The sequence below is a fragment of the Streptomyces sp. CY-1 genome (genome assembly GCF_047218265.1).
GTDB lineage: Bacteria > Actinomycetota > Actinomycetes > Streptomycetales > Streptomycetaceae > Streptomyces > Streptomyces niphimycinicus.
The window spans coordinates 515701-539997 of record NZ_CP178393.1 but is presented as its reverse complement, the minus strand read 5'-3'; the positions used below and the strand labels follow the sequence as shown (position 1 = coordinate 539997).

25 protein-coding genes and 2 pseudogenes are annotated in these 24297 nt (G+C 71.1%); 7 read left to right on the top strand and 20 right to left on the bottom strand.

Going from position 1 to position 24297, the window contains the following annotated elements; translation table 11 throughout:
• Positions 1 to 10 precede the first annotated feature (10 nt).
• Complete coding sequence (locus ACK1X7_RS02545; RefSeq protein WP_043236392.1) at positions 11 to 298, bottom strand: YiaA/YiaB family inner membrane protein; 288 nt, start codon at positions 296 to 298, stop codon at positions 11 to 13.
• Between the two features lie 319 nt (positions 299 to 617).
• On the opposite strand from ACK1X7_RS02545, the gene ACK1X7_RS02540 reads away from it, so the two are divergent.
• Positions 618 to 1526: an LLM class flavin-dependent oxidoreductase gene (locus ACK1X7_RS02540; RefSeq protein ID WP_390794317.1), complete on the top strand. Its 909-nt coding sequence runs from the start codon at positions 618 to 620 to the stop codon at positions 1524 to 1526.
• Here ACK1X7_RS02540 and ACK1X7_RS02535 read toward each other — a convergent pair.
• Positions 1477 to 1677 (bottom strand): annotated as a pseudogene (locus tag ACK1X7_RS02535) (hypothetical protein); the annotation flags it as partial. The gene ACK1X7_RS02540 and the pseudogene ACK1X7_RS02535 sit on opposite strands and share 50 nt — an antisense overlap.
• 31 nt (positions 1678 to 1708) lie before the next feature.
• Entirely contained in the window at positions 1709 to 2452 is a 744-nt protein-coding gene (locus ACK1X7_RS02530; protein WP_390794316.1) for a MerR family transcriptional regulator, read from the bottom strand.
• Between the two features lie 265 nt (positions 2453 to 2717).
• Between ACK1X7_RS02530 and ACK1X7_RS02525 the strand changes: the two genes are divergently transcribed.
• Positions 2718 to 3728: a methyltransferase gene (locus tag ACK1X7_RS02525; protein ID WP_385145101.1), complete on the top strand. Its 1011-nt coding sequence runs from the start codon at positions 2718 to 2720 to the stop codon at positions 3726 to 3728.
• 91 nt (positions 3729 to 3819) lie between these two features.
• Here the strand turns inward: ACK1X7_RS02525 and ACK1X7_RS02520 are convergent, their stop codons facing one another.
• The 4 genes from ACK1X7_RS02520 to ACK1X7_RS02505 all read right to left on the bottom strand — a co-directional run bounded on the left by ACK1X7_RS02520 (position 3820) and on the right by ACK1X7_RS02505 (position 7887).
• Positions 3820 to 4638, bottom strand: a complete 819-nt coding sequence (locus tag ACK1X7_RS02520; protein WP_385145103.1) for a class I SAM-dependent methyltransferase — start codon at positions 4636 to 4638, stop codon at positions 3820 to 3822.
• A gap of 157 nt (positions 4639 to 4795) precedes the next feature.
• On the bottom strand, positions 4796 to 6007 hold the full coding sequence (locus ACK1X7_RS02515; protein WP_385145113.1) for a globin domain-containing protein: 1212 nt from the start codon (positions 6005 to 6007) through the stop codon (positions 4796 to 4798).
• A 124-nt stretch (positions 6008 to 6131) separates the two neighbouring features.
• Positions 6132 to 6581, bottom strand: a complete 450-nt coding sequence (locus tag ACK1X7_RS02510; protein WP_078638339.1) for an RrF2 family transcriptional regulator — start codon at positions 6579 to 6581, stop codon at positions 6132 to 6134.
• A gap of 91 nt (positions 6582 to 6672) precedes the next feature.
• Positions 6673 to 7887, bottom strand: a complete 1215-nt coding sequence (locus tag ACK1X7_RS02505; protein WP_390794314.1) for an AI-2E family transporter — start codon at positions 7885 to 7887, stop codon at positions 6673 to 6675.
• A 203-nt stretch (positions 7888 to 8090) separates the two neighbouring features.
• On the opposite strand from ACK1X7_RS02505, the gene ACK1X7_RS02500 reads away from it, so the two are divergent.
• Together ACK1X7_RS02500 and ACK1X7_RS02495 are read left to right on the top strand one after the other, a co-directional pair.
• On the top strand, positions 8091 to 9317 hold the full coding sequence (locus ACK1X7_RS02500; RefSeq protein ID WP_390794313.1) for a cysteine desulfurase-like protein: 1227 nt from the start codon (positions 8091 to 8093) through the stop codon (positions 9315 to 9317).
• A gap of 120 nt (positions 9318 to 9437) precedes the next feature.
• On the top strand, positions 9438 to 10628 hold the full coding sequence (locus tag ACK1X7_RS02495) for an acyltransferase family protein (RefSeq protein WP_398160895.1): 1191 nt from the start codon (positions 9438 to 9440) through the stop codon (positions 10626 to 10628).
• 45 nt (positions 10629 to 10673) lie between these two features.
• Here the strand turns inward: ACK1X7_RS02495 and ACK1X7_RS02490 are convergent, their stop codons facing one another.
• From ACK1X7_RS02490 to ACK1X7_RS02480, 3 genes are read right to left on the bottom strand one after another with little or no spacing between them, the layout of a single operon-like run.
• Entirely contained in the window at positions 10674 to 11768 is a 1095-nt protein-coding gene (locus tag ACK1X7_RS02490; protein WP_413114583.1) for a winged helix DNA-binding domain-containing protein, read from the bottom strand.
• Complete coding sequence (locus ACK1X7_RS02485; RefSeq protein ID WP_385145115.1) at positions 11765 to 12805, bottom strand: aldo/keto reductase; 1041 nt, start codon at positions 12803 to 12805, stop codon at positions 11765 to 11767. Before ACK1X7_RS02485 ends, ACK1X7_RS02490 begins: the two co-directional genes overlap by 4 nt.
• A gap of 58 nt (positions 12806 to 12863) precedes the next feature.
• Positions 12864 to 13442, bottom strand: coding sequence for a DinB family protein (locus ACK1X7_RS02480; RefSeq protein WP_385154520.1), 579 nt, complete (start codon positions 13440 to 13442; stop codon positions 12864 to 12866).
• Between the two features lie 99 nt (positions 13443 to 13541).
• Between ACK1X7_RS02480 and ACK1X7_RS02475 the strand changes: the two genes are divergently transcribed.
• The gene (locus tag ACK1X7_RS02475) at positions 13542 to 14588 is read left to right on the top strand and encodes a helix-turn-helix transcriptional regulator (protein WP_413114582.1); all 1047 of its coding nucleotides are present in this window, start codon (positions 13542 to 13544) and stop codon (positions 14586 to 14588) included.
• Positions 14589 to 14623: 35 nt separating this feature from the next.
• Here the strand turns inward: ACK1X7_RS02475 and ACK1X7_RS02470 are convergent, their stop codons facing one another.
• From ACK1X7_RS02470 to ACK1X7_RS02430, 9 genes and pseudogenes are all read right to left on the bottom strand, one after another.
• Positions 14624 to 15379, bottom strand: a complete 756-nt coding sequence (locus ACK1X7_RS02470) for a FadR/GntR family transcriptional regulator (protein WP_385154514.1) — start codon at positions 15377 to 15379, stop codon at positions 14624 to 14626.
• 10 nt (positions 15380 to 15389) lie between these two features.
• On the bottom strand, positions 15390 to 16436 hold the full coding sequence (denD, locus tag ACK1X7_RS02465) for a D-erythronate dehydrogenase (protein ID WP_398159254.1): 1047 nt from the start codon (positions 16434 to 16436) through the stop codon (positions 15390 to 15392).
• Positions 16433 to 17227 (bottom strand): 2-oxo-tetronate isomerase, encoded by a 795-nt coding sequence (gene otnI / locus ACK1X7_RS02460; RefSeq protein ID WP_385154508.1) that lies wholly within the window; start codon positions 17225 to 17227, stop codon positions 16433 to 16435. The genes denD and otnI overlap by 4 nt, the downstream gene beginning before the upstream one ends.
• Positions 17228 to 17261: 34 nt before the next feature.
• Complete coding sequence (locus tag ACK1X7_RS02455; RefSeq protein ID WP_413114581.1) at positions 17262 to 18569, bottom strand: MFS transporter; 1308 nt, start codon at positions 18567 to 18569, stop codon at positions 17262 to 17264.
• A gap of 55 nt (positions 18570 to 18624) precedes the next feature.
• A complete protein-coding gene (locus tag ACK1X7_RS02450; protein ID WP_385154502.1) occupies positions 18625 to 19299 on the bottom strand; it encodes an aldolase in 675 nt (224 codons plus the stop codon).
• Positions 19296 to 20576, bottom strand: coding sequence for a 3-oxo-tetronate kinase (gene otnK, locus ACK1X7_RS02445; protein WP_413114580.1), 1281 nt, complete (start codon positions 20574 to 20576; stop codon positions 19296 to 19298). The genes ACK1X7_RS02450 and otnK overlap by 4 nt, the downstream gene beginning before the upstream one ends.
• A gap of 1 nt (position 20577) precedes the next feature.
• Positions 20578 to 21132, bottom strand: a complete 555-nt coding sequence (locus ACK1X7_RS02440) for an NAD-binding protein (protein ID WP_413114579.1) — start codon at positions 21130 to 21132, stop codon at positions 20578 to 20580.
• 94 nt (positions 21133 to 21226) lie between these two features.
• Positions 21227 to 21427: pseudogene (locus tag ACK1X7_RS02435) on the bottom strand (NAD(P)-binding domain-containing protein); the annotation flags it as partial.
• Positions 21428 to 21884: 457 nt separating this feature from the next.
• Positions 21885 to 22610 carry a D-2-hydroxyacid dehydrogenase gene (locus tag ACK1X7_RS02430; RefSeq protein ID WP_385154493.1) on the bottom strand — a complete coding sequence of 242 codons (726 nt, stop codon included), beginning with the start codon at positions 22608 to 22610 and terminating at the stop codon, positions 21885 to 21887.
• Between the two features lie 189 nt (positions 22611 to 22799).
• On the opposite strand from ACK1X7_RS02430, the gene ACK1X7_RS02425 reads away from it, so the two are divergent.
• Positions 22800 to 23072: a substrate-binding domain-containing protein gene (locus tag ACK1X7_RS02425; protein WP_390794306.1), complete on the top strand. Its 273-nt coding sequence runs from the start codon at positions 22800 to 22802 to the stop codon at positions 23070 to 23072.
• Positions 23073 to 23089: 17 nt separating this feature from the next.
• On the opposite strand, the gene ACK1X7_RS02420 is transcribed toward ACK1X7_RS02425, so the two are convergent.
• Positions 23090 to 23731, bottom strand: a complete 642-nt coding sequence (locus ACK1X7_RS02420) for an MBL fold metallo-hydrolase (protein WP_413114578.1) — start codon at positions 23729 to 23731, stop codon at positions 23090 to 23092.
• A 103-nt stretch (positions 23732 to 23834) separates the two neighbouring features.
• On the opposite strand from ACK1X7_RS02420, the gene ACK1X7_RS02415 reads away from it, so the two are divergent.
• Positions 23835 to 24260 carry a MarR family winged helix-turn-helix transcriptional regulator gene (locus ACK1X7_RS02415; protein ID WP_385154484.1) on the top strand — a complete coding sequence of 142 codons (426 nt, stop codon included), beginning with the start codon at positions 23835 to 23837 and terminating at the stop codon, positions 24258 to 24260.
• Positions 24261 to 24297: the final 37 nt, after the last annotated feature.

Genomic DNA, 24297 nt, shown 5'->3' with positions numbered 1-24297 from the left:
CCGGGGGTGCTTACAGCTTTTCGAAGGGGTCGTGTGCGGCGAGCAGCTTGTCCACCCGCGCCTGGTCGACCCGGCTGACGATCTGCCCGGCCTCCTGCCGGTCCCGGATCACCTTGGCCAGGGTGAAGGCGGACGTCACCAGGTAGAGCACGGAGATGGCCAGGAAGCCGCGCACCCAGGCGTCGGCGCTCAACTGGAAGATTCCGACGGCGGTGGCGGCCATGGCGACGGCGAAGGAGGCGACCGCCTGGCCGTAGAACGCGGCCGTGCTCTGCTGCTTGACCGGTGTCTCACTCATGCGGACAAGAATCGGCGGATGCGGCGGTCCTCGCATCCGTCCGGATACTCAGAAGGTACTCAGAAATCGGGCGTTGTCGCTCTCGTTCACCGCGCCGCTCCCCTCACTGCCGGGCTTGCCAAGCGGAACGACGCTCCGTATCGTTACCGGAGCGAGGTTCCGTTTGCTTGTGTTGGCAGAGCGGGGCCCGGCGACCACCTCACGCATCGCCACCACGCTTCCGCGTCATTCCGGAAGCCGGTCGGCCACAAGCTGTTCCGCTTGAACCTCGGCAGCGCGTCTCGGCCGCCGCTGCCGGTGCCGAAAGGACCGACGCTCCATGTCACACACACCCCCGACCCGTTTCGGGATCATGACCGCCCCCATGCAGGTCGACTACCACGACATCCTGCGGGTCTGGCGCGAGGCGGACACCATCCCGGAGATCGAGCACGCGTGGCTCTTCGACCACCTCATGCCGATCGGCGGCGACCCGGACGGACCGGCCCACGAAGGCTGGACGCTGCTCTCGGCCCTCGCCGCCCACACCCGTCGACTCCGGTTCGGCCTGCTGGTGACCAGCAACCGGTTCCGGCCGCCCGCGATGCTGGCCAAGATCGCCACGACCGTCGACATCATCTCCGACGGTCGGCTGGAGTTCGGCATCGGCGTCGGCTCACGGCCCGGCCACCCCCTGGCCCGGCGTGAATACGCGGCACACGGCCTGCCCTTCCACGACACCGCGCACGCCGTGGGCAGCCTCGCCGAAGCCTGCACGGTGATCCGGCGGCTATGGACCGAGGAAAAGCCGTTCGACTTCCACGGCACCTATCACCAGCTCACCGGAGCGTTCGGCAACCCCAAGCCCGTCCAGCGCCCCCATCCGCCGATCACCATCGGCGGACGCTCGTCCGCGACGCTGCGCGTGGTGGCCGAGCACGCGGACGTATGGAACATGCCCGGCGGTGAGATCGCCGACGCCATCAACCGCAGCGCACTGCTGGACCGCTACTGCGCCGAGATCGGCCGCGACCCCGCCGCGATCACCCGTTCGATCGTCCTGCCCGTCTCCTACGACCGGCCCGGCGTCACCCGGGCCGCGATCGCGGAGGCCATCGACGCCGGTTTCTCGCACATCGTCCTCGGCCTGGCGGCGCCCTACCCCGCCGATGTCGCGCGGTGGGTCACCGACGAGATCATCAGCGCGTCGGCCCAGCGGTTCTCAACCGGCACCGTCCGGACCGGGTGAGCGCGGCGACCGCCTCCCGCGGATCGTCCGCGTGAAACCGGAGCGTATGGGCGAAGCCCTCCGCGCCGAGCGGTCGCACGTACTTCACCGGTTCCGTCAACTCCACCGTCACGGTGGTCCGGCTGCCCACCGCGAGGTCGAGCACCCCGTCACTCGCGCCGCCGCCCGCGCGATCGGAGAACTCATGACGCCCTCCTGTCGCGCAGCCGGGCGGTCACCCCCTCCATCACCCGGCGCACCACCTCGGCCTGGGCGGGCGAGTAGTCGGCGAGAAGCGCCTGCTCGAAGCCGGTCGCCGTCGGGCCGTCCTCCGGGATGGCCGCCAGTAGCTCGTCGGGTACGGCGGCGACGAGGTCGTCGGCCAGCGCCGCCACCCGCGGATCGTCCGCCTCGGCCCCGTCCAGTTCGTCCATCCGCTCGTACAGGGGGAGTATGGCGGGGTCCTCGGCCAGTGGCCGCAGCGCCGCGTACACCGCGTCCCCGCCGACGATCCCGTCCATCAGGATCAGATGCTCGCGGTCCTTGGCGGCGGCCGGCGAGGCGGTGGCGGGCGCCCCCTTCAGGAGCTCGATGAGCGCGGGGGAGAGCGGCGCGTCCGGTGTGAGCGGGCCCTCCAGAAGGGCCTTGAGGACCCTGCGGCGCTGCTGGATCTCGTGTTCCTGGCGCGCGAGGTCGGCATCCAACTCGCCCAGCACCTCCGCCAGTTCGAGCCCGGCGTCGTCCGCGAGGACATCCCGCACCTCGTCCAGGGCGAGCCCGAGCTCGGTCAGCCGCCGGATCCGGGCCAGCAGGATGGCGTCCCTGAGGCCGTAGACACGGTATCCATTGGCCCGCCGCTGGGGCTCGGGCAGCAGGCCGATGTGGTGGTAATGCCGCACGGTCCGGGAGGTGACTCCGACCAGCGCGGCGATTTCTCCGATGCGCATAGTGCCAGTAGAAACCCCGCTGCTGCGTCAAGGTCAAGCGGGCACCGCCGTAGAAGGGCCGACGCGGTCGAGGCTGTGCCGGGCCCTGGCGGCGCTGGTGCCTCCCATGGTCGCTCTCGCACGGTGGGCGGGGCGGGGCCGTGGCTCTCGTCCGGCCGTCCGGCGGCGACCCGTGTAGGGGGCAACGGCACGGTAGCGTAAGGAGGTCGAAATGCGGTCAGGTGCGGTGAGAGCGCACATCCGTGGGAAACAGCGAGGGAGCGTTATGCGGCACGAGATCAGCCCCGAGCCCATACTTCAGGTCGGGCTCGGCTTCATGGCGTCGAAGGCACTGCTCACCGCGGTGGAACTGGATCTGTTCTCGCGGCTCGCCGAGGGCCCCCGCACGGGCGGTGACCTGGGCGAGGCGATCGGGCTGCATCCGCGAGGCGCCGCCGACTTCCTCGACGCGCTGGTCGCCCTCGGATTCCTGGAGCGATCCGAGGACGTGTACCGCAACAGCCCGTCCGCGGACACCTTTCTCGACCGCAGGAAGGCCACCTACATCGGCGGCATCCTGGAGATGGCCAACAGCCGGTTGTATCCCTTCTGGGGCTCGCTCACCGAGGCGCTGAGAACAGGCGAACCGCAGAACGAGCACAAGCACGGCGGCGACGTATTCGACGCCATCTACCGGGACCAGGAGGGCCTCGAGGGATTCCTGCACGGAATGACCGGGCTCAGCATGGGCAAGGCCCTGGTGATAGCCGAGCGGTTCCCCTGGGCCGACTACCGGACGGTGCTGGACGTCGGGGGAGCGGTGGGCTGCCTTCCGGTGGCGGTGGCCCAGCGCCACCCCCATATGAGCGGCGGTGTCTTCGAGCTGCCCCGGGTGCGGCCCGTCTTCGAGAAGTACGTGGCGTCCTTCGGCCTGGAGGACCGGCTCACCTTCCACGGTGGCGACTTCTTCACCGACGACCTGCCCGATGCCGATGTCATCGTGCTGGGCCAGATTCTGCACGGCTGGGGCCTGGCGGAGAAGCGGCTGCTGCTGAAGAAGGCGTACGACGCGCTGCCGGACGGGGGAGCGGTCCTCGTCTACGACGCCATCATCGACGACGGCCGCAAGGAGAACACCTTCGGTCTGCTGGCGAGCCTGAACATGCTCATCGAGACCCGGTCCGGCTTCGAGTACACGGCCGCCGACGGCCGCGCCTGGATGGCGGAGGCGGGATTCCGCGGCAGCCGGATCGAACCGCTGACGGACGGCTACTCCATGCTGGTGGGCATCAAATAGCGGTCCCGTCCGGCCTGTAGGTGCCACCACATCCGCCTGGCCCGGCGCCGGAACCACCCGGCGCCGGGCAAGCCTCCCTCGCCCCGGGCCGCTAGAAGCGGTAGCGCAGGATCCGGCCCACGTCCCGGAAGCCGGGCAGATGCGCCATCACCCGCATGCTCATCCGGCCGGAGGTGGGCATCTTCTCCACCCCCGGCATCTCCACGCTGCGTACCGCGTCCAGGCAGGTCAGCCCCGGATGCCAGGTCTCGACCTCATGGGGGTCGTCCAGGCCCCAGTGGAGTGTGGCGCCCGCGTTGCGCACCGCGGGGACCATCTTCTGGAGCCGGATGCCCAGCGGTCCGTAGACGTCGAAGAGCAACTGGCCGCTGGGGAACCGCTCGGTGATCCGCTGGATCAGCCGCTTGCCGTCCTCCTTGCGCAGATACATCGTCAGCCCCTCGGCGACGACCACCGTGGGCCGGTCGTCGGGCACCTCGCGCAGCCACGCCTCATCGGTCACCGAGGTGCCGACCATCTCGTAGTTCCCCGTCGGCTCGGGAAGCAGCCTCCGGCGCAGATCGATCACCTCGGGGTAGTCGATGTCGAGCCAGCGCACCGACGAGGGCGGGTCGAGGCGCTGCACCCGGGTGTCGAGACCGCAGGCGAGATGGAGGACGGTCGCCTTCTGATGCTCGGCCAGGAACTCCATGGCCCAGTCATCGAGCTGTTTCGCCCGCAGGGCGATGCCGACCGCCGTCGTGTCCGTCATCCCCGTTTTGCTGAAGTCGTAGGCCACACGCTCCACCGCCTCGCGGGCCGCGTGGTCGTGCAGGATGGAGTCCGGTGAACGGCTGTCGACCGCCCTTCCGTACAGCGTGGCGAGCAAGGTTTCCTGAGCGCCGCTGAGAGTGATCTTTTCGCGATCCATGGTTCCTCGTCGATGTGGGGGTACCGGACGGAACATTCCGCATGGTTGCGCACGGAACGGACAGAACCCGTGTCCGTACGGTCCCACGTTCCCCCGGGCAAAAGCGACCGGCGTCTGGGCCATTCGAGTTCATCCGGCCAACATCGGGGACCGGGCGTCAGTGCCCCTCGCCGTCGCCCCGCGGCAGCCACAGATCGGGTCCGAAGACCTCGTAGTGGATCGCGGAGGGGTGCACACCGCGCTCCAGGAGCTGGGTCCGCACCGACCGCATGAAGGGCAGCGGCCCGCACAGATACGCCTGGACGCCGTCCGGGATCCCGATCCCGGACAGGTCGACATGGCCGGTGCGCTCGGCCGGCCAGTCGCCCTCGGGCCGCTCGTACCAAACGTGGGCGGTGCCCTGTGCCAGCTTGGTGACCAGCCGCTCCTGGTCGGCGCGCAGGGCGTGGTCGGCGGGGGAGCGGTCGGCGTGGACGGCGATGACCGGGGCCCGATGCCCCCGGGCCGCCAGCTCCTCCAGCATGGCCACGATCGGGGTGCAGCCGATTCCCGCGGAGGCGAGCAGCAGTGGCGTGTCCGTGGTGGCGAGCACGATGTCGCCGTAGGGCGCGGAGACGGTGAGCGCATCGCCCTCGTGGACGTGGTCGTGCAGATGGCCGGAGACCTCACCGGCCGGGCCCTCACCGGTGTCCACACGCTTGACGGAGAAGGTGCGCACCGTGGCGTCGGGGGCGTTGGTCAGGCTGTACTGGCGGATCTGCCGCGCCCCGTCGGCCAGTTCCACCTGCACCGAGACGTACTGGCCCGCCCGGAACGCCGGGGCGGGGCGGCCGTCCGCGGGCCGTATCCGGAAGGTGACCACATCCGCGGTCTCCCGGGTCCGCTCGATCACCTCCCACTGCCGCCAGGTCCCGCCGGCCAGCACCCCCTGCTCCGCGTACAGCCGCCGCTCGGTCTCGATCAGGGAGTTGGCCATCAGCCAGTAGACCTCGTCCCAGGCGGCGATCACCTCCTCGGTGGCCGCGTCGCCGAGCACCTCCGCGATGGCGGCGGACAGATGACGGTGCACCACCGGATACTGCGCGGCGCTCACCCCGAGCGAGGCGTGCTTGTGGGCGATCCGGCTGAGCAAAGTGTCGGGGCGGACGCCCGGCCGCTCCACCAGCGCGGTGGCGAACGCGGCGATCGCGCCCGCGAGAGCCTGCCGCTGGGTGCCCGCGGCCTGGTGGGCCCGGTTGAACAGATTCCGCAGCAGCGCGGGGTGGGCCGCGAAGAGCTTCCGGTAGAACAGGTCGGCGATGGTGCCGATGGCCTCACCGACGGCGGGAAGCGTGGCGCGGACGGTCTCGGCGGACTTCCGGGAGAGCATGAGCGGGCCTAACTGGTATCTCAGATTCGTATTCTGCGGCATGGGTGCGGCGGACATGGCGACCTCCGTGGCAGCACGGCTCAGTGGGACGGGACCCGGGGTTCGCACCCCGGACGGGGCGGCCTCACGGGGACAGGCCGGGTGCGCGTCCGACCAGCCCCAGCAGCACCGGGCCGGTCGGGGACGCCACCAGATCGTCCACCGTCAGGGGGTCGAGCGAGGCGAGGAACGCCTCCTGCGCCCGGCGCAGCGCCATGCGCAGCCGGCACCCCTGCCGTAGTGGACACGGCGTATCCCCCTCGCAGTCGACGACATCGCCGACCCCTTCGAACTCCCGGACCAACTGGCCGACCGAGGCGGTGCGCCCGGTCGCGGTGAGCGCCAGCCCACCGCCCCGGCCGCGCCGTGTCTCGATCAGGCCCAGGTGCTGGAGCCGGGCCGCCACCTTGGCCAGATGGCTGTAGGGCACCTGCATCTCCCCGGCGACCTGCCGGGCGGTGCAGGGCTCGGCTCCGGTGACCGCCAGCCGCATGATCGTGCGGAGCGCCAGATCCGTTGACTTCGTCAGCCGCATGGCGCCACATTAGCTGAATGCGAATCTGAGATGCCATTTATGCGGGCGTGTTCCGGCCATGGACGCGTGGGGTGTTCCGGCCCCGCGCCGGTCAGGCTTCGTCGGGCGGCCGGCGGCGCAGCGCCCGCGTCACCGACCAGGCGACGGACACCATGGGCACCGCCACGACCGCCCCGATCACCCCCGCGACGATGGTTCCGGCGATGACCGAAATCGCCACCACCACCGGATGGAGCCGTACCGCCCAGCTCATCACCAGCGGATGCAGTACATGGCCCTCGAACTGACCGACCGCCACGATCAGCAGCAGTACCACGGCCGCGATGGCCGGGCCCCGCCCGGCCAGAGCCACCACCGTCGCCACCGCCAGCGCGATCGGCGAACCGATCAGCGGAACGAACGTCGCGAAGAAGACCAGCAGCGTCAGCGGCAGGGCAAGCGGCACCCGCAGCAGGGACAGGGCGATGCCGACCAGGGCCGCGTTGGAGGCCGCCACGACGATGATGCCCCGGGTGTATCCGGCGAACGTGGTCCACGCCGCCCGCGCCGCCCGGTCCCACGGAGACCGGGCGCGCTCGGGGAGCTGGCCCCGGAACCACTGCCACATCCGGTCCCCGGAATGGATGAAGAAGACCGAACAGAACAGGGCCAGGAACAGCGCCGTGCCCGCCTCCACGACCCGCCCCGCGCTGCTGAGCGCCCTGCTGATCAGCAGGGCGCGATGCTGCGACACAAAGGAGGTGACCTTGTCGTGGGCCCCCGACAGTACGCCGCGCCGGACATGGAACGGCGGCCCCTCCAGCCACCGCTCGATCCGGCCGATCCCGCCGCGCAGCTCACCCACGAGCCGGCCCGCCTCCGCGGCCGCCGCGTTTCCCACCAGCGCCAGCAGCCCCAGCACCACGAACAGCGTGCCGAACACCGCAAGCGCCACCGCCGGCGGCCTCGGAAGCGCCCGCGCCAGCAGATCGGCCAGCGGCCGCAGCAAGGCGGTTGCCACCAGCGCGAGAAACACCGCGACCGCGACGAGCTTGAACTGCCCCAGCACCGAGAACGCCAGATAGACGGCCACGCCGATGACCATCAGCCGCCATGCGTAGGCGGTGGCCAGACGCAGCCCGGGATGCACCCGCGCCCTCTCGTTCCCCGCCCGGCGCACCGCCGCCGCCAGGGCCGCGGAGCCGGAGTGGCGGGCCCGCGCCACCGCCCGTGAGGCACGCCCCGCGGGGTCGCCGGTCACACCATGCCGAGCGCGTCTCTCCCGCCCCTTCGGCCGCTCGGGCGGGGGAGGAGCGTCGCTGCTCATGTCGGCGCCACCGCCTTCCGTGCCCCGGCCCTGTGCAACGGAAGAGGAGGGTGATTAATCCCCATACGTACAGATTCAATCAGGGCGGCTGACGGTGCGCCGGAACACCTCTCCCCGGCGCGGCGACCCCACCCCGCCCCCTGCCGCCCCGCACCCGTGCCTGCATAAGATCGCCCTGGTCACCCCTTCGCAAGGAGTCGCTCGTGGCATACGACATCACCGCCATCCGCGCACAGTTCCCCGCACTGAAGGCCGGATCGGCCCACTTCGACGGCCCCGGGGGCACCCAGACCCCGCTCCCCGTCATCGAGGCCATCACCGACGCGCTGGCCAACCCGCTGGCCAACCGAGGCCGACTCACCGCGGGGGAGCGCAACTCCGAGGCCCTCGTCCAGTCGGCCCGGCAGGCCATGGCCGATCTGCTCGGCGCAGACCCGGCCGGGGTCGTCTTCGGGCGCAGCGCCACCGCCCTCACCTACGACTTCTCCCGCACCCTCGCCAAGACCTGGTCACCGGGGGACGAGGTCGTGGTGTCCCGGCTGGACCACGACTCCAACATCCGCCCCTGGATCCAGGCCGCCGAAGCCGCCGGGGCCACCGTCCGCTGGGCCGACTTCGACCCCGCCACCGGCGAACTGACCCCCGACGACATCAGCGCCCAGCTCGGTGACCGCACCCGGCTGGTCGCGGTCACCGCCGCCTCCAACCTGATCGGCACCCGCCCGGCCATCCCGGAGATCTCCCGGCGGGCGCACGCGGCCGGGGCGCTGCTCTACGTCGACGGCGTGCACTACACCGCCCATGCCCATGTCGACATCCGGCAGCTCGGAGCTGACTTCTTCTGCTGCTCCCCCTACAAGTTCTTCGGCCCCCACCTCGGCGTCCTGGCGAGCCGGCCCGAACTCCTGGAGACCTTGACCCCGGACAAGCTGCTCCCCTCGACGAACGCCGTCCCCGAGCGATTCGAATTCGGCACCCTGCCCTATGAATTCCTCGCCGGCACCCGCGCCGCCGTCGACTTCCTCGCCACCCTGGCCCCCGGCGCCGAAGGCAGCCGAAGGGAGCGGCTGGCGTCGTCGTTCACGGCCCTCGAACAGTACGAGGCCACCCTCCGCCGGCGCATCGACGAGGGCCTGGCCGCCCTCGACCCGATCACCATCCACTCCCGGGCGGCGGACCGCACCCCGACCGTGCTGCTGACCATCGACGGCCGCGACACCACCGACGCCTACCGCCACCTCGCGAGCCGCGGTGTCGACGCCCCCTCCGGCTCCTTCTACGCGGTGGAGGCATCCCGCAGGCTTGGCCTGGGCGACACCGGCGGCCTGCGCATCGGACTGGCGCCCTACAACAGCGCCGAGGACGTGGACCGCTTGCTGGCGGCGCTCTCGGACTTCCTGAGCACGCCGGCCCGCCTCGCACAGCCCTGAGTCCTTCCGTAGGTGGTGGTCTTCGCCTGGATGTTCCCGTGGGGGCGGTATTGGGGCCGGGGCGGTGCGACGGGCAGGCTCGTGGGTGCTGTGTCTGCGTCGTTTGGGGAGGGGTCTCCTGTGGCCGATGTGTTACCGCGTGGCGATCGGCTGCCGTCGTTGACGGGTCTTCGCTTTCTGCTGGCCGGGGTGGTGCTGGCGGGCCATGTGCTGACGCTGGGCAGATTCTTCGAGGACCAGGGCGTCTATGAGGCCGCCGATGCCTCGTCCATGGCCAGCGCGGCGGCGGTCTCCTCCTTCTTCCTCCTCAGCGGCTTTGTGCTGGCGTGGAACGCGACCCCGGCCGACACCGCCCTCCGGTTCTGGCGCCGCCGACTGGTGAAGATCTTCCCCAACCATGTGGTGACCTGGACCTTGATGCTGGGCCTGCTCATGGTGACGGGCACCGCCGCCCTGCTTCCGGTGCCGGATCCGGGGTTGGGGCAGGCGGTCCGGAATCTGCTGCTGGTGCACGCCTGGGTGCCGGACATGGCCGATTTCAGCAGCGTCAATCCGGTCACCTGGTCCATCTCCTGCGAGGCGTTCTTCTACCTCCTCTTCCCCCTGCTGATCCGGCCGGTGCACGCGCTCCCGGCACGGCTGCTCTGGCCGGTGATCGCCCTGGTGGCGGGGCTGGTGGTGACGATGCCGCTGGTGGCGATGGCCGTCACCGACGAGGCGGCCCCGGGGAGTTGGTCACCGCTCTCGACGGAGCGGTGGTGGCTGATCTACTTCTTCCCGCCGGTACGGCTGCTGGAGTTCATCCTCGGAATGGTGCTCGCCCGGGCGGTCCAGCTCGACCGCTGGCCGCCGCTGCGGCTGCACTGGCCGCTGCTCGCCCTGGCGGGAGTCTTCGCGGCACGGCCGCAGTTGCCGGAGGAGTACGTATGGGGAGCGGCCACCTGTCTGCCGGTGGCCGCCCTGATCCCGGTCATCGCCACCCGCGATGTCCGGGGGCGCGGGAGCCGGCTGGGGCGCCGCGGCTGGGTGGTGCTGGGCGAGGCGTCGTTCGCGCTGTACATGGTCCACTTCCCGGTGCTGTACGCCATCCGGGTGCAACTGGACCAGCGGACCTTCGACACGGTGATCGCCACGGCGCTGTCCCTCGTGGTGTCGGCGCTGTGCGTGGCGGTCTCGCTGCTGCTGTGGCGCGGCGTCGAGATGCCGATGATGCGCCGCTTCGCCCGCCCCCGCGCCCGTTCGACGCCGACCGCGCACCCCGCACCCGGCGGCCGGAGCACACCCATGCCCCAGGAGGACCCCGCCCCATGACCGGGGGCCCGGTGCATACCCGAGCGTGGCGACGTACGGAACCGCTCAACGTGGAGTGACGCGCACGCGGTGGCTTTCGCCGTCGGAGAGGAACGCCGCCAGTTCCCGCCCCTCCTCGGCGACGGCGGTCCGGTCGGCTTGGGACAGGCGGCCCAGCGGGGTGACGGCCACGGTGCCGGTATCGACGCTCCAGGTCGCGGCGACTCTGCCGTCCACCAGCACCACACGCTCCCCGGCGACCGAAAGGCCCCGGTGAGCGTCGTCGATGATCCGGCCGCGGTCGTGGTACCCGAGGATCGCGTTGTCGAACGCGGGCAGGAACCGCACGGGGGCGGGTGTGTCGGGGTCCGGACGTGGCGCGCCGGGAAGGTCGAACAGCTCGCGGCCGCGTTCATCGCGGAAGCTGACCAGCTCCTCCCGTATCGCGGACACGGCGGCCGGGAGCCCGGCGAGGCCGCACCAGGCGCGCAGATCGGCTGAGGCCGCGGGGCCGAAGGCGGCCAGATAGCGCCGTACCAGCGCCTGGCCGACCGGGTCGGAGCCATCGGGGGAGGGCGGGTCCGGCTGTCGGCCCAGCCAGGAGGAGAGCAGGACGTTGCGCACCCCCGCCTTGGTGCGCCACAGCCCGCGGGGCGGCGTCTGCGCCACCGGGACGAGGGCGGCGATCAGCATTTCGCCCAGTGCCCGCGGTGGCGGGGCAGGCCAGCGCGCGGTGAGCGCCCCGACCAGCTCGGCCATCGAGCGGGGCGCGCCGTCGGCCATCACCGCCCGGCCCGCGGCGCCGAGTTCGTCGAGGTCTATCCCCTCGAGCTCGCGGCGGTAGGTCCCGAGCACCCGCTGGCGCAGCATGGCCTCGTGGCGGGCCCGCCAGGCCAGGGTGTCATCGGCGGTGAGCAGGTGGACGGTGCGGCGCATGAGGTGGGTCCGCACCAGGCCACGCCCGCTCAGCAGGTCGGAGAGGACCGCCGGGTCGAACACGCGCAGCCGCGACCAGAGCCCGATGAACGGCTCCTGCGGCTCCTGCGCCTGCATGCCGCACAGGTGCGCGACGGCGTCGAGGACCGGTACGTCCGAGCGATCGAGCAGCAACTGGCGGGCGAGCGCGGCGCGGCCCAGCGCCCGGTTGCCGAGAACGGTCATCGTGTCACTGCGGCGCGCTCGTCGGCCGATCGCCGCCGCAGGGCCGCGCGTTCGAGGGCCGGTGGGGTGTAGGACACATCGAGCGGGCCGATGTCGGTTCCCGGCGGCACGATCCGGTCGATCCGGTCGAGCACCTCGTCGTCGAGGGTGACCGCGGCCCCGGCCAGGAGATCCTCCAGGTGCTCCATGGTGCGCGGCCCGATGATGGCCGAGGTGACGCCGGGGTGGGTGATGGCGAAGGCCATCGCCAGGTGGGTCAGCGACAGACCGGCCTCCTCGGCCAGCGGGATGAGCCCCTCGACGGCGTCGAGTTTGCGCTCGTCGGTCAGATGCCGGGGCACCCAGTTCATCCGCGCGTTCCGCACCGGGGGTCCGCTCTTGCGGTAGCGGCCGGTGAGCAGGCCCATCGCCAGCGGGCTCCACACCAGCGTGCCCATGCCGTACCGCCGGCAGACGGGCAGGATCTCGCGCTCGATGCCGCGGTTGAGAAGGGAGTACGTGGGCTGCTCGGTGCGGAAGCGGTGCAGTCCGCGCCGGTCGGCGACCCACTGCGCCTCGACGATCTCCGAGGCCGGGAGGTTGGAGGAGCCGATCGCGCGCACCTTGCCGCTGCGCACGAGGTCGGTCAGGGCGGAGAGCGTCTCCTCGATGTCGGTCCGCGGGTCGGGGTGGTGAATCTGGTAGAGGTCGATGTGGTCGGTTCGCAGGCGGCGCAGCGAGTGCTCGACCTCGGCGATGATCCAGCGCCGGGAGCTGCCGCCACGGTTGGGGCCCTCACCCATCGCGCCGTTGACCTTGGTGGCCAGCACGATGTCGTCGCGCCGGCCCTTCAGCGCCTTGCCCACGATCTCCTCGGACATCCCGTGGGGTCCGTACACATCGGCGGTGTCGACGAAGTTGATGCCCGAGTCCAGCGCCCGATGGATGATCCGGGCACAGTCGTCGGGATCGGGGTTGCCCACCTGGCCGAACATCATCGTGCCCAGGCAGTAGGGGCTGACCTGAATACCGGTCCGCCCCAGCTCACGCGTCTTCACGGTCGCGCCGTTCCCTTCGGTTCCTTGGCTCTTGGGTTCCGAGGAGATCCGGCAGCGGTCAGCTCGACTTCTGCCCGTCGAGCGACTCGCGGATGATGTCCGCGTGCCCGGCGTGCTGGGCGGTCTCGGCGATGACATGCATCAGCACCCGGCGCACGCTGTGCGCCGCCCCCGGCTCGTTCCAGGGCGCCTCCGGCAGCGGATGTGTCGCCGACAGATCGGGGACGGTGGTGATGATCTCCTCGCTCCGGGCGGCGACCTGCTCATAGCGCTGGAGAATCCCGGCCACCGTCTCACCGGGCAGCATCTGGAAGTTGGTCTGGTTGTCGATCGCCCACTGCGGGATCTCCTGTGCCGTACCGGCCGCGAGGTCGGCCCAGGTGACACCGTCGGGCAGGTCGTAACGGAGCGCCGAGGGGCCTTCGAGCACGAAGCGCAGCCATCCTTCCTCGATGGCCGCGACGTGCTTGATCAGCCCGCCCAGGCACAGCGCGCTGGCCGTCGGGCGCTCGCCGGCCTGCTCGTCGCCGAGCCCGCGCACCGTGGTGGTCAGGGCGGATCGTGCGGCGGCGAGCTCGGCGAGCAGATCGGCCCGCTCGCCGTCGAGCGTGGTGGGGGGTGTGGTGGTGGCGGTCACGGTGATGGGGTCCTTCTGTCGTTCTCGTTGTCTGACAGAGACAACGGTCGCAGGGGTAGCGGACAGGTTGTGGCCGCTTCTCGGGGGAGAATGGATGTCATGCCGAAGACATCAGCGCGACTGCTGTCACTGCTCTCCCTGCTCCAGGCACGCCGGGACTGGCCGGGGCAGTTGCTGGCCGAGCGGCTGGAGGTGAGCCCGCGCACCGTGCGCCGCGATGTCGACCGCTTGCGCGAGCTGGGCTATCCCATCGCGGCCATCAAGGGTCCCGACGGGGGTTACCGGCTCGGCGCCGGTACGGAACTGCCGCCGCTGCTGTTCGACGACGACCAGGCCGTGGCCCTCACCGTGGCCCTTCAGACCGCCGCCGTCACCGGGGCGGGAATCGAGGAGGCGGCGGTGCGGGCGCTGAGCACCGTCCGGCAGGTCATGCCCGCACGGCTGCGCCATCGCGTCGACGCCCTCCAGGTCACCGCCGTCGACGGCGCGGGGACCCGGCCGTATCCGCGGGTCGCCCCGGACGTTCTCCTGACCCTCAGCGCGGCCGTCCGCGCCCGTGAAGTACTGCGCTTCGACTACGTCCCCGTCTCGCCACCGGGAACCGCCGCCCAGGCGGACCCCGCCGCGACCGCGCCGCGCCGGGTGCAGCCGCACCACCTCGTCACCCGGGGCGGGCGCTGGTACCTCGTCGCCTGGGACCTCGACCGCGACGACTGGCGCACCTTCCGCGTCGACCGGATCACCCCGCGCACCCCCACCGGGCCCCGCTTCACCCCGCGCGAACTGCCCGGAGGGGATGTGGCGGCCTTCGTCGCCGGCAGATTCCGGGGGGCCGACTTCCAGGGCTCCGACAGCACCGGCGGCTGGCCCTGCCACGGTGAGGTCATCCTCGACCTTCCCGCCTCCGTCGTGTCCACCTACACCCGGGACGGAGTCGTCGAAGAGCTCGGCCCGGACCGCTGCCGGCTCGTCCTGGGCGCATGGTCATGGCCCGGACTGGCCGCCAGTATCGGCAGGTTCGACGCCTACATCGAGGTCATCGGGCCGACCCAACTCAAGGACGCCTTCGCCCACCTGGCCCGCCGCTACGCACGAGCCGCGGCCGACGAACCCGCCGAGCCGACCACGCCACCACCGAGCCGATGAGCGACCCGCGCCGCATCGCGTCCAGGGGACTTGCCTCAGGGAGCGGCGTCGAGATCCACCTCGAGGTTCTCGGCCTCGGTCCAGAACCCCTCGTCCGCGTCCTGAAGCCGGGACGCCGCATGCCTGAGATGGAGCAGCGCCGCGTCCCGCGCCGCCTCGGCGTCGCGGGCCTCGATGGCGGCCAGGATGGCGTGGTGCTCATGCCGGACCGCTTCGAGGAAGTCGCCGCGGCGCGCCTCGTTCGCCCGCGTGACACGGATTCCGCTGCGCAGCACCTCGCCGAGGTAGCGCAGCGTCGAGAGCATCACCGGATTCCCGGTCGAGTCGGCGATGGAGCGGTGGAAGGCGAGATCCTCGTCCACGCCGTCGCCCCCGGCCGCCACCGCCGCGTCGATGGCCTCCAGGGCCTGACGCATCCGGGCGAGGCCGTCCGGAGTGGCCCGGGTGGCCGCGAGGTACGCCGCCTCGCCCTCGATGGGGCGGCGCACCTCCACGATCTGCCGCACCTTGGACTTGGTGTCCTCGGCGGTCTCGGCCTCCAGGTCGAGCGGCCGGGTGCGCCGCGGCATCACGAACACGCCGAGCCCCTGACGGGGTTCGACCAGGCCCGCGTTGCGGAGCCTGGAGACGGCCTCGCGTACGACGGTGCGGCTGACGCCGAGCTGCTTGACCAGCGCTACCTCGGTCGGGAGCTTGTCGCCCTCGGCCAGCCGCCCGGACTCGATCTCTTCCGAGAGTATCGCCGCGACCCGATCCGCGAGCCGCACGGGACCGCTCACCTTGGAGAACATGGTCTTCAGTTTATCGGCACCGTCCCGGCCGCCCTGGCCGCCAAGGGCGCGCACCGTCCACGACCGCGTCGGCGTGGTCCTCGAGGTAGGCGCGCACCACCGAGGCGAAGTCCGGGTCGGGTGCCAGTCCGAGCGCGGCGGCGCGTGCGTTGTCGAACGCGGCGGGCCACGAGCCCACGAGGGCCTCGACGCCGGGATCGGGCGCGATCGTCACCAGGTCGGCGACGGCGTCCCCGGCCACCTGCCGCAGCGTGCTCAGCATGTCGGCGACCGAGACCGTGAGCGCCGGAAGGTTGACCGGAACCCCACCGTCGATCCGGCCCGGCCCGGCCCCGCGCTCGGCCTCCGCGATGCGCAGGATGCCCTCGACGGTGCGCCGTGGCGAGGCCAGGGCCACCTTCAGCTCGGGGTGGACCGGGCAGATCGCCGGGAGGCCCGCGAGCGGTTCGCGGATGATGCCGGACAGGAAGCCGGAGGCGGCCGCGTTCGGCTTGCCCGGCCGTACCGACACGGTCATCAGGCGGGCGACGCGCCCGTCGAGGAAGCCGCGGCGGGTGTAGTCCGCGATGAGCTGCTCGCAGACGAGCTTCTGGATCCCGTAGCTCGACCGCGGTGTGGGCAGGGTCGACTCGCTGACGACGGGCGGCAACGGCAGCGCGGGGTCGGAACCGTAGACGGCGACGCTGCTGGAGAACACCACCCGCGGCATCGGCCCCCCGGCGGCCGACTGGGCCCGCGCGGCCTCGAGCAGTGCGCGCGTCGTGTCCACATTGGCGCCCATGCCCAGGTCGAAGTCGGCCTCGCATTCGGCCGAGACCGCGGAGGCGAGGTGGATCAGCACATCCACCGGCTCCGCGAACACCTCGTCGAGCCGGTCGGCCAGGTCGCCCCGTACGACGTCCACGAGGGGGTCGGCGGCTGTCGAACCGGACGGCACGACGCGGTCGGCGAGCACCAGCCGGTCGATCGGCGCACCGCGGAACGTCCGCGTCGTGAGCAGTGCGGCGGCGACCCGCTGCCCCAGGAAGCCGAAGCCACCCGTGATGACGATCCTCATGCGTTGTCTCCTCGGTAGTCGTGTCGCCAGCCGAGCCCCTCGCTCGTACCGGCGCTGGGGATGTACTCGCAGCCGATCCACCCGTCGAAGCCCAGGTCGTCGATGACGCCGAACAGGTGGCGGATGTCGAGCTCGCCGCGGTCGGGCTCATGGCGATCGGGTACGCCCGCGATCTGTAGATGGCCGACCCGGCCGGTGGGCAGATCGCGGCGCAGGGTCGTGGTGAGGTCGCCCTCGACGATCTGGCAGTGGTAGAGGTCGAGCTGCACCTTGAGGTTCGCGGCTCCCACCTCCCGTACCACGGTGTGCGCTTCGGACTGCCGGCTCAGGAAGTAGCCGGGCATATCGCGGCCGTTGATCGGCTCGATCAGGATGGCGACGCCCGCCGCGGCGGCCCGCTCCGCGGCCCAGGCGAGGTTGGCCAGATAGGTGTCGCGGTGCTCGGCCGGGTCCTGTGCGGGCCCCACCAGCCCGGCCATCATGTGCACCCGTGGGCAGCCGAGCTCCGCCGCGTACTCCAGAGCCCGCTCGATCCCCGAGCGCGCCTCCGCCTCGCGTCCGGGCAGCGCCGCGAGCCCGCGCTCGCCGGACTCCCACGCGCCGGGCGGAGCGTTGAACAGCACCTGCCTCAGACCGTGGTCGTCGAGCCGGCGGCGCAGCTCGGTGGCGTCGTACGCGTACGGGAAGAGGTACTCGACGGCCTCGAAGCCGTCCGCCGACGCCGCGGCGAAGCGGTCGGGGAAGTCGTGTTCGGTGTACATCATGGACAGGTTCGCGGCGAACCTCGGCATGCTGGCTCCTGCGTTCGGGCCGGGACCGTCCCGGTCAGCGGTTGACGATGTGCTTCTTGGTGGTGAGCACCGCGGCGGCGCCGACGACCAGGCTGAGCGCCAGGACATGCATCGGGATCGACGCCGAGCCGGTGGCGTCCTTGAGCGCGCCGATCATGTAGGGGCTGACGAAACCGGCGAGGTTGCCCACCGAGTTGATCATGGCGAGGCCCGCCGCGGCGGCGGTGCCGCCCAGAAACGCGGTGGGGAGCGACCAGAACAGCGGAGCGCAGGTCAGCACCCCGGCCGCGGCGATGGACAGCGCGGCCAGGGACAGTGCGGTCGAGCCGTTCCAGACGGCGGACAGCGAGAACCCGACGGCGCCCATGAGGCTCGGGATGACCAGGTGCCAGCGGCGCTCGCGGCGCTTGTCCGCCGAGCGGCCGAACAGGTTCATCGCGACGAGCGCGGCCAGGAACGGCACGGCGCTGAGCACACCGATCGCGAAGTTGCCCTCGATGCCGGTGGACTCGACGAACGAGGGCATCCAGAAGGTCAGCGCGTACTGGCCCATCACGAAGCAGAAGTAGATGAGGCACATCAGCCACACCCTGGGCTCACGGAAGGCGTCCCAGACCCGGCCGTCCACCGTCCGGCGCGTGGTGTCGTCGGCGACCGCCCGCTCGACGACGGACTTCTCCTCATCGGTCAGCCACTTCGCGGCGCGCACGTCGTCGTCCAGGTAGAAGAGGGTGACGACACCGACGAGGAGCGCGGGGACGGCCTCCAGCAGGAACATCCACTGCCAGCCCTGCCAGCCGTTCACGCCCTGGAAGTGGTCCATGATCCAGCCGGAGAGCGGATTGCCGAAGATACCCGCCACCGGGATCGCCGACATGAACATCGCGATCACCCGGGCCCGGCGGTACGAGGGGAACCAGTAGGTGCAGTAGAGGATCACTCCCGGATAGAACCCCGCCTCCGCGGCACCGAGCAGAAACCTCAGCACATAGAACGTCGCCTCGTTGGTGACGAACATGAACGCCGCCGAGACCAGGCCCCAACTGATCATGATGCGGGCGATCCAGGTGCGGGCTCCGACGCGTTGCAGCATCAGGTTGGAGGGGACCTCCAGGATGAAGTAGCCGATGAAGAACAGGCCCGCCCCCAGGCCGTACGCCGCCTCGCTGAACCCGAGGTCGTCGGACATCTGGAGCTTCGCGAAGCCGACGTTGACCCGGTCCAGATAGGAGGCCACGTAGCAGAGGATGAGGAAGGGGACGATGCGGCGTACGACCTTGCGGTAGACGGTGTTCTCGCGGGCGAGCGCGGGGGTCTCGGCCGCCACTGCGGGCATGGGCATGACGAATCCTTTGTGCGGCTCAGGGGATTCTGCGAACGGGGAGGGGAGAGCGGGTTCACCAAGCGGCGCCGAACGTGGCCCTCAGTTCCTCGATGGCGTCGGTGGTGAGCGGCCCCGGTCGACGGTCGGTCAGGAGCCAGAGACGTGCCGTCTCCTCGAGTTCTTCGAGGACGGCGAGGGCGGCGGCCGCGTCCGGGCCCCAGACCACGGGGCCGAGCCGGTCGAGCAGAACGGCCCTGATCGGTGTGTGGCTCGCCTGGTGGTCGGCGATCCGGGCGGTCACCAGGTCGGCCACGCGCGGGTCGCCGGGCCGGTGGTAGGGGATGAGCGGGACGTGCCCGACCTTCATCACGAAGTAGGGAGTGATGGGCGGGAGCACGTCGTCCTGGCTCCACACACCGGCCAGGGTGAGCGCGACCAGGTGGGTGGAGTGGGTGTGGACGACGAATCGGGCCGTGGGGTCGGCCGCGTAGATGCGCCGATGGAGCGTCAGGGTCTTGCTCGCGCGGTCGCCCGCGATCTGCTCACCCCGGGCGTCGACCAGCGCGAGGCGGTCGCGCCGGAGAAAGCCCAGGGCGGCGTCGGTGGGTGTGATCAGGTGGCCGTCGCCGACCCTGGCGCTGATGTTCCCGGCGCTGGCGTGCACATAGCCCCTGTTGAACAGGCTCGTGCCGACCCGGACGATCTCGTCGCGTGCCTCGTCCACGGTGGCGTCGAGGAGCTCGGTCATGAGACCTCCCGGTCGAGCAGGGCGAACGAGTCGGTGAAGAACGCGGGGCCACCGAAGTTGCCGGACTTCAGGGTGATGTGGAGCGTGTCGCCGCCGGGAAGCGGCGCCGCGCACCATGGCACACCGGGGTCGATCTGCGGTCCGATCCGCAGTCCGGTGACGCCGAGCGCGCGGACGACCGCCCCCGAGGTCTCGCCGCCCGCGACGACCAGTTGGCGGACACCGTGCTCCACGAGGCCCTGGGCCACGCGGGCCAGGGTCCGCTCCACCAGTTCACCGGCCTCGACGGCGCCGAGCTTGCTCTGGACGGTGCGGACCGCCTCGGGCGCCTCGGTGGAGTAGAAGAGGACAGGACCGTCGGCCAGATGGGATTCGGCGAAGGCGAGAGCCTGGCCGGACACGTCCTCACCGGCCGTGATGCGCAGCGGATCGACGCTGAAGGCGGGCCGCCCGGCCCGCAGGAACTCCAGCACCTGGCGGTTGGTGGCGGTGGAGACCGATCCGGAGATGACGGCCCGGTGGCCGGTGGGCGGTGGTAGCTGTGCCGCGGCGTGGGACGGCGTGAATCCCCAGTTCGCGGGCAGCCCGATGGCCAGGCCCGAACCGGCGGTCACCAGGGGCAGCCCCTGGACCGCCGCGCCGAGACGCACCAGATCCTCGTTGGAGACGGCGTCGGCGATGGCGATCCCGGCGCCCTGCTCGCGCAGATCGTCGATCCGGGCCCGGACCGCCTCGGCATCGCGGCCGACGACGGTGTGGTCGATCAGGCCGACCGCCCGTGTGGTCTGCGCACCCAGGACCGAGACCAGATTGGGGTCGGTCATCGGGGTGAGCGGGTGGTGGCGCATACCGCTCTCGCTGAGCAACACGTCGCCGACGAAGAGATGGCCCTTGAAGACCGTGCGCCCATTGTCGGGGAACGCGGGCGTCGCGATCGTGAAGTCGGTGCCGAGCGCGTCCATCAAAGCCTCGGTGACCGGCCCGATGTTGCCGGCCGGCGTCGAGTCGAAGGTGGAGCAGTACTTGAAGTAGATCTGCTCGGCACCCGCGGACCGCAGCCAGGCGAGGGCCCGCAACGACGCCTCGACGGCCTCGGCGGCCGGAACGGTCCGCGACTTGAGCGCGATGACCACGGCGTCCGCGTCCACCGGCCGCTGTGCGCCGTCAGGCGGCACATCGATGAGCTGGACCACGCGCATGCCCGCGCGCACCAGGTTGTTGGCCAGGTCCGTGGCGCCGGTGAAGTCGTCGGCGATGCAGCCCAGTCGGATTCCCATCTCAGGCCCCCATCGGCCGCGGCAGATCGATCCCGGGGAAGATCTTGATGACCGCGCTGTCGTCCTCGGCACCCAGACCCGACGCCGACGCCTGGAGGAACATCTGGTGAGCCGCGGCCGCCAGGGGGAGCGGGAACCGCTCCGGCCGTGCGGAGTCGAGGACGAGCCCCAGGTCCTTGACGAAGATGTCGACCGCGGAGAGGGCCGTGTAGTCACCGGCGAGCACATGCGCCATCCGGTTCTCGAACATCCACGAGTTGCCGGCGCTGTGCGTGATGACCTCGTAGAGCGCCTCGGCCGGCACGCCGGCCTTCAGGCCCAGCGCCATCGCCTCGGCCGCCGCGGCGATGTGCACACCCGCGAGCAACTGGTTCACGATCTTGACCTTGGAGCCGAGACCGGGCTGCTCACCCAGGCGGTAGACCGTGGCGCTCATGGCCTCGAGCACCGGGTCGGCGACCGCGTACGCCGCGGCGGGGCCCGACGTCATCATGGTCAGCTCTCCGGCCGCGGCGCGTGCGGCGCCACCGGAGATGGGGGCGTCCAGGTAGAGCACACCCCGCTCGGCCAGCCGTTCCCCTAGCTTCCGCGGACCAGCCCGGGTCGACGGTGGAGCACATCACGAAGACGGCCCCCGGGCGGAGCCGGGCGGCGGCCCCGTCGGCACCGAACAGCACCGACTCGACCTGCGCCGCGTCGACCACGACACCGACCACGACGTCCACCGTGGCCGCCAGGTCGCCGGGGGAGGCGAACGCCGTCCCGCCATCGCGGGCGAAGCCCTCGGCCACCTCCGGTCGCAGATCGTGGACCCCGACCTGGTAGCCCGCCTTCCGCAGGCTGCGAGCCATGCCGAGTCCCATGGCCCCGAGCCCCACCACGCCCACGCGCGGCTGTGCCGGCCTGTCCTGGTCGCTCATGCCCCTCCTCGTCCTGTGTGCCGTGCTTATGGGGAGCGCCGCCGTCCTGTGCTGTGCTGTCCGAAGGCGCAATCGGCCTCCGGCCTGGGCGGCGATCGGGTCATATGATGACCTGAAGACAAGGTTCGCGCATACAGTGACGTCCGTCACATGGGGTGGGGGTATGCGTGTGGGACCCCGCTGAAAGACGGGTCCCACATCAGGTGCACGGCCGGAACGGGGGCCGCGGCCAGTAGGAAGCCGGCATCCTCCTGCTGACCGCGGCCGCATGGCACGGTGCTCAGGTGTGCTTCACCGTGACCCCGTACAGGGCGACCTCGCCGTAGTTCGAGTTGCCGCACGGCGAGGCGGCGAGGCCGATGTCGACCTCGCTCAAGCGCTGACCTCATCAGCGCACGGTGGACGGGCTGTCAGTCGATGCCCTTCGGAACCATTGCGACTTGTCCACCACGTTGATCAACGGCTGCCCGGCGGCGAACCGCCGCGCGTTCTGGGCGAGCACCTCGAAGCGGCGCTCCGCGGCGTGCGGTCCGGCCCCCGCGACGTGGGGGGTGAGCAGCGCTCTGGGGTGACGCCACAGGGGGTGGTCCGGCGGCAGCGGCTCCTGCTCCATGACGTCGAGGGCGGCGCCCCGCGGATGCCCCGAGTCCAAGGCCGTGACCAGATCGTCCAGCCGGACGATGGGACCGCGGCCGACGTTGATGAGGCAGGCTCCCTGTTTGAGCAACGCGATACGGTCGGCGTCCATCAGCCCTTCCGCCCGCGGAGTGTGCGGAAGGGTCAGGATCACGATGTCCGCCTCAGGAAGGACGCGATCCAGGAGGTCGGCGGGCAGAACCCGGTCGAAACCCGGCGGCGCCTCGGTGATCCGGGCATCGACGCCCTCCACGGGGGTTCCGAACGCTGCGAGCGGCCGCCCCGTCTCGGCGCCGACCGCACCCGTACCGACGACGAGCGCACGCGCCTCACCGAGGGGAAGGACCCCGCCGTCCGGCCAGTCCGGTGCCCAGTTGGCGGCGGTCTGCTCGCGCACATAGTGGGGGAGTTGCCGGGCCAGAGCCAGGACCAACGCCAGCGTGTGCGTGGCCACATGGTCGGTGTACGTGTCCCGCATATTCGTCACCTGCACCGGATGACGCACCAGCGGGGGGTAGAAGCCGGGCGGAGGCCCCGCCTGAGGAGCCTGCGACCATCGCAAGTTCCCTCCTGCGCGTTGGCCGCGCGCAGCGCCTGGAGTCGGGCGGCGAGGCCAGGCCCGCGTGGTACTGGCGGATCCGCTGAGCGCCGGCGGCCAGCAGTCGTGGTGGCATTCGGTGCGATGGCGGCGTTGGCGGAGTCGGGCCTGCGGATCCCCGAAGACCTCTCGGTGATCGGCTGCGATGACATCTCCGTTGACGACCTGCCCAGTTCGCGCCGACTCACCACGGCCACGATGGCCCGGGACGAACTGGACAGGCAGGCAGCCCGCCGACTGGAATCCTTGATGGCCGCCGATGGCGACACCGAACCCCGATCGATTCCGATGGAGCTTCGTGTGCGGCTCACCAGCGCGCCGCCCGCGGCATCGCCGGGCTGAGGGCGGGGGGCTCGGCGTCAGCCGATGTCGATGGAGTTGCCCGCGGCCAGCCGGTGGTAGCGGGCCCCGATGCCGGGGCCGTTGTCGCCCAGGAACCCGCCGACCATGGCGGTGCCGACGTCGTTGAGGGCGCCGTCGTGGATGGCGTAGGCGTCCTGCGGGGCCACCTCTCGTACGTAGTCGATGAGCCGGCCGGTGGTGGACCAGGGGCCGTGTACGGGCAGCAGTAGGGTGTCGACGGTGGCGTCCGGGACGGTGAGCGCGTCTCCGGGGTGGAAGAGGGCGTCGTCGATGAGGAAGCCGATGTTGCCGATGGGCGGGATGTCGGGGTGGATGGCCGCGTGCCAGGTGCCGTAGACCTTCACATCGAAACCGCCCGCGGTGAAGTTCTCGCCCTCGCCGACGGCGGTGACCCGGGTGCCGAGGCTGTCCAACTGCCTGGCAACGGGCGTGTTGGTCCAGATGCGCAGGGCCGGGTTGTTCGCCGCGGCCTTGCGGAGCGCCTCCTCGGAGAAGTGGTCGAAGTGTTCGTGGGTGACCAGGACCGCGTCCGCGCCGTCCAGCGCATGCGGTTCGGTGAGGCCGCCCGGGTCCACGACCAGGCGGCGGTCGTCCTTCTCGACGCGGACGCAGGCGTGGCCGAACTTGGTGAGTCGCATGGGGTCCCTTGATCCCTTCCCGAAACTGTACAATCTGGTTGTGCAATTTAACTGTACAACGAAGTTGTACAACTCAGATTCATGACATGGGTAGAGTGGGGCCATGGAAGATGACGCGCTGGCTGAAGACCTGCGGCAGGCCATCGGGGAACTCGTCCGTGCCGTGCGGGCCGCCGACACCATGCCCTCCGGTGAAGCCGCCATCCTCGGCCACCTCGACCGCGGCGGCCCGCAGACCACGGCCGACCTCGCGCACCGGCGCGGCGTGACCCACCAGTCGGCCGCCAAGTCCGTCAAGGAGCTGCTCGGCGCCGGTCTGGTGCGCACCGAACCTCATCCCAGCGACGGCCGCAAGCTCCTGCTGGACATCACCGACACCGGCCGCGCTCGACTCCGGCAAGAGCGCGCGCAGCGCGCCACTTGGCTGGACGCCGCCATCAGCGACGCGCTCAGCCCCGATGAACAGCGGCGGCTGCGCGACTGTGTGCCCCTGCTGACCCGCCTCACCACCCGCATCACCGGAAGGTGATCGTGGTTGGACGAGAATTCCGGACGCGCGTATCCGG

Excerpts from the sequence above, each read along its gene's own strand:
- ACK1X7_RS02430 (WP_385154493.1), bottom strand. The coding sequence starts at position 22,610 with ATGCGGGACACGTACACCGACCATGTGGCCACGCACACGCTGGCGTTG.
- ACK1X7_RS02530 (WP_390794316.1), bottom strand. The coding sequence starts at position 2,452 with ATGCGCATCGGAGAAATCGCCGCGCTGGTCGGAGTCACCTCCCGGACC.
- ACK1X7_RS02540 (WP_390794317.1), top strand. The coding sequence starts at position 618 with ATGTCACACACACCCCCGACCCGTTTCGGGATCATGACCGCCCCCATG.
- ACK1X7_RS02505 (WP_390794314.1), bottom strand. The coding sequence starts at position 7,887 with ATGAGCAGCGACGCTCCTCCCCCGCCCGAGCGGCCGAAGGGGCGGGAG.
- ACK1X7_RS02420 (WP_413114578.1), bottom strand. The coding sequence starts at position 23,731 with ATGCGACTCACCAAGTTCGGCCACGCCTGCGTCCGCGTCGAGAAGGAC.
- ACK1X7_RS02510 (WP_078638339.1), bottom strand. The coding sequence starts at position 6,581 with ATGCGGCTGACGAAGTCAACGGATCTGGCGCTCCGCACGATCATGCGG.
- ACK1X7_RS02520 (WP_385145103.1), bottom strand. The coding sequence starts at position 4,638 with ATGGATCGCGAAAAGATCACTCTCAGCGGCGCTCAGGAAACCTTGCTC.
- ACK1X7_RS02455 (WP_413114581.1), bottom strand. The coding sequence starts at position 18,569 with ATGCCCATGCCCGCAGTGGCGGCCGAGACCCCCGCGCTCGCCCGCGAG.
- ACK1X7_RS02525 (WP_385145101.1), top strand. The coding sequence starts at position 2,718 with ATGCGGCACGAGATCAGCCCCGAGCCCATACTTCAGGTCGGGCTCGGC.
- ACK1X7_RS02450 (WP_385154502.1), bottom strand. The coding sequence starts at position 19,299 with ATGACCGAGCTCCTCGACGCCACCGTGGACGAGGCACGCGACGAGATC.
- ACK1X7_RS02475 (WP_413114582.1), top strand. The coding sequence starts at position 13,542 with ATGCCGAAGACATCAGCGCGACTGCTGTCACTGCTCTCCCTGCTCCAG.
- otnI (WP_385154508.1), bottom strand. The coding sequence starts at position 17,227 with ATGCCGAGGTTCGCCGCGAACCTGTCCATGATGTACACCGAACACGAC.
- ACK1X7_RS02470 (WP_385154514.1), bottom strand. The coding sequence starts at position 15,379 with ATGTTCTCCAAGGTGAGCGGTCCCGTGCGGCTCGCGGATCGGGTCGCG.
- denD (WP_398159254.1), bottom strand. The coding sequence starts at position 16,436 with ATGAGGATCGTCATCACGGGTGGCTTCGGCTTCCTGGGGCAGCGGGTC.
- ACK1X7_RS02415 (WP_385154484.1), top strand. The coding sequence starts at position 23,835 with ATGGAAGATGACGCGCTGGCTGAAGACCTGCGGCAGGCCATCGGGGAA.
- ACK1X7_RS02515 (WP_385145113.1), bottom strand. The coding sequence starts at position 6,007 with ATGCTCTCCCGGAAGTCCGCCGAGACCGTCCGCGCCACGCTTCCCGCC.
- ACK1X7_RS02490 (WP_413114583.1), bottom strand. The coding sequence starts at position 11,768 with ATGACCGTTCTCGGCAACCGGGCGCTGGGCCGCGCCGCGCTCGCCCGC.
- otnK (WP_413114580.1), bottom strand. The coding sequence starts at position 20,576 with ATGGGAATCCGACTGGGCTGCATCGCCGACGACTTCACCGGCGCCACG.
- ACK1X7_RS02545 (WP_043236392.1), bottom strand. The coding sequence starts at position 298 with ATGAGTGAGACACCGGTCAAGCAGCAGAGCACGGCCGCGTTCTACGGC.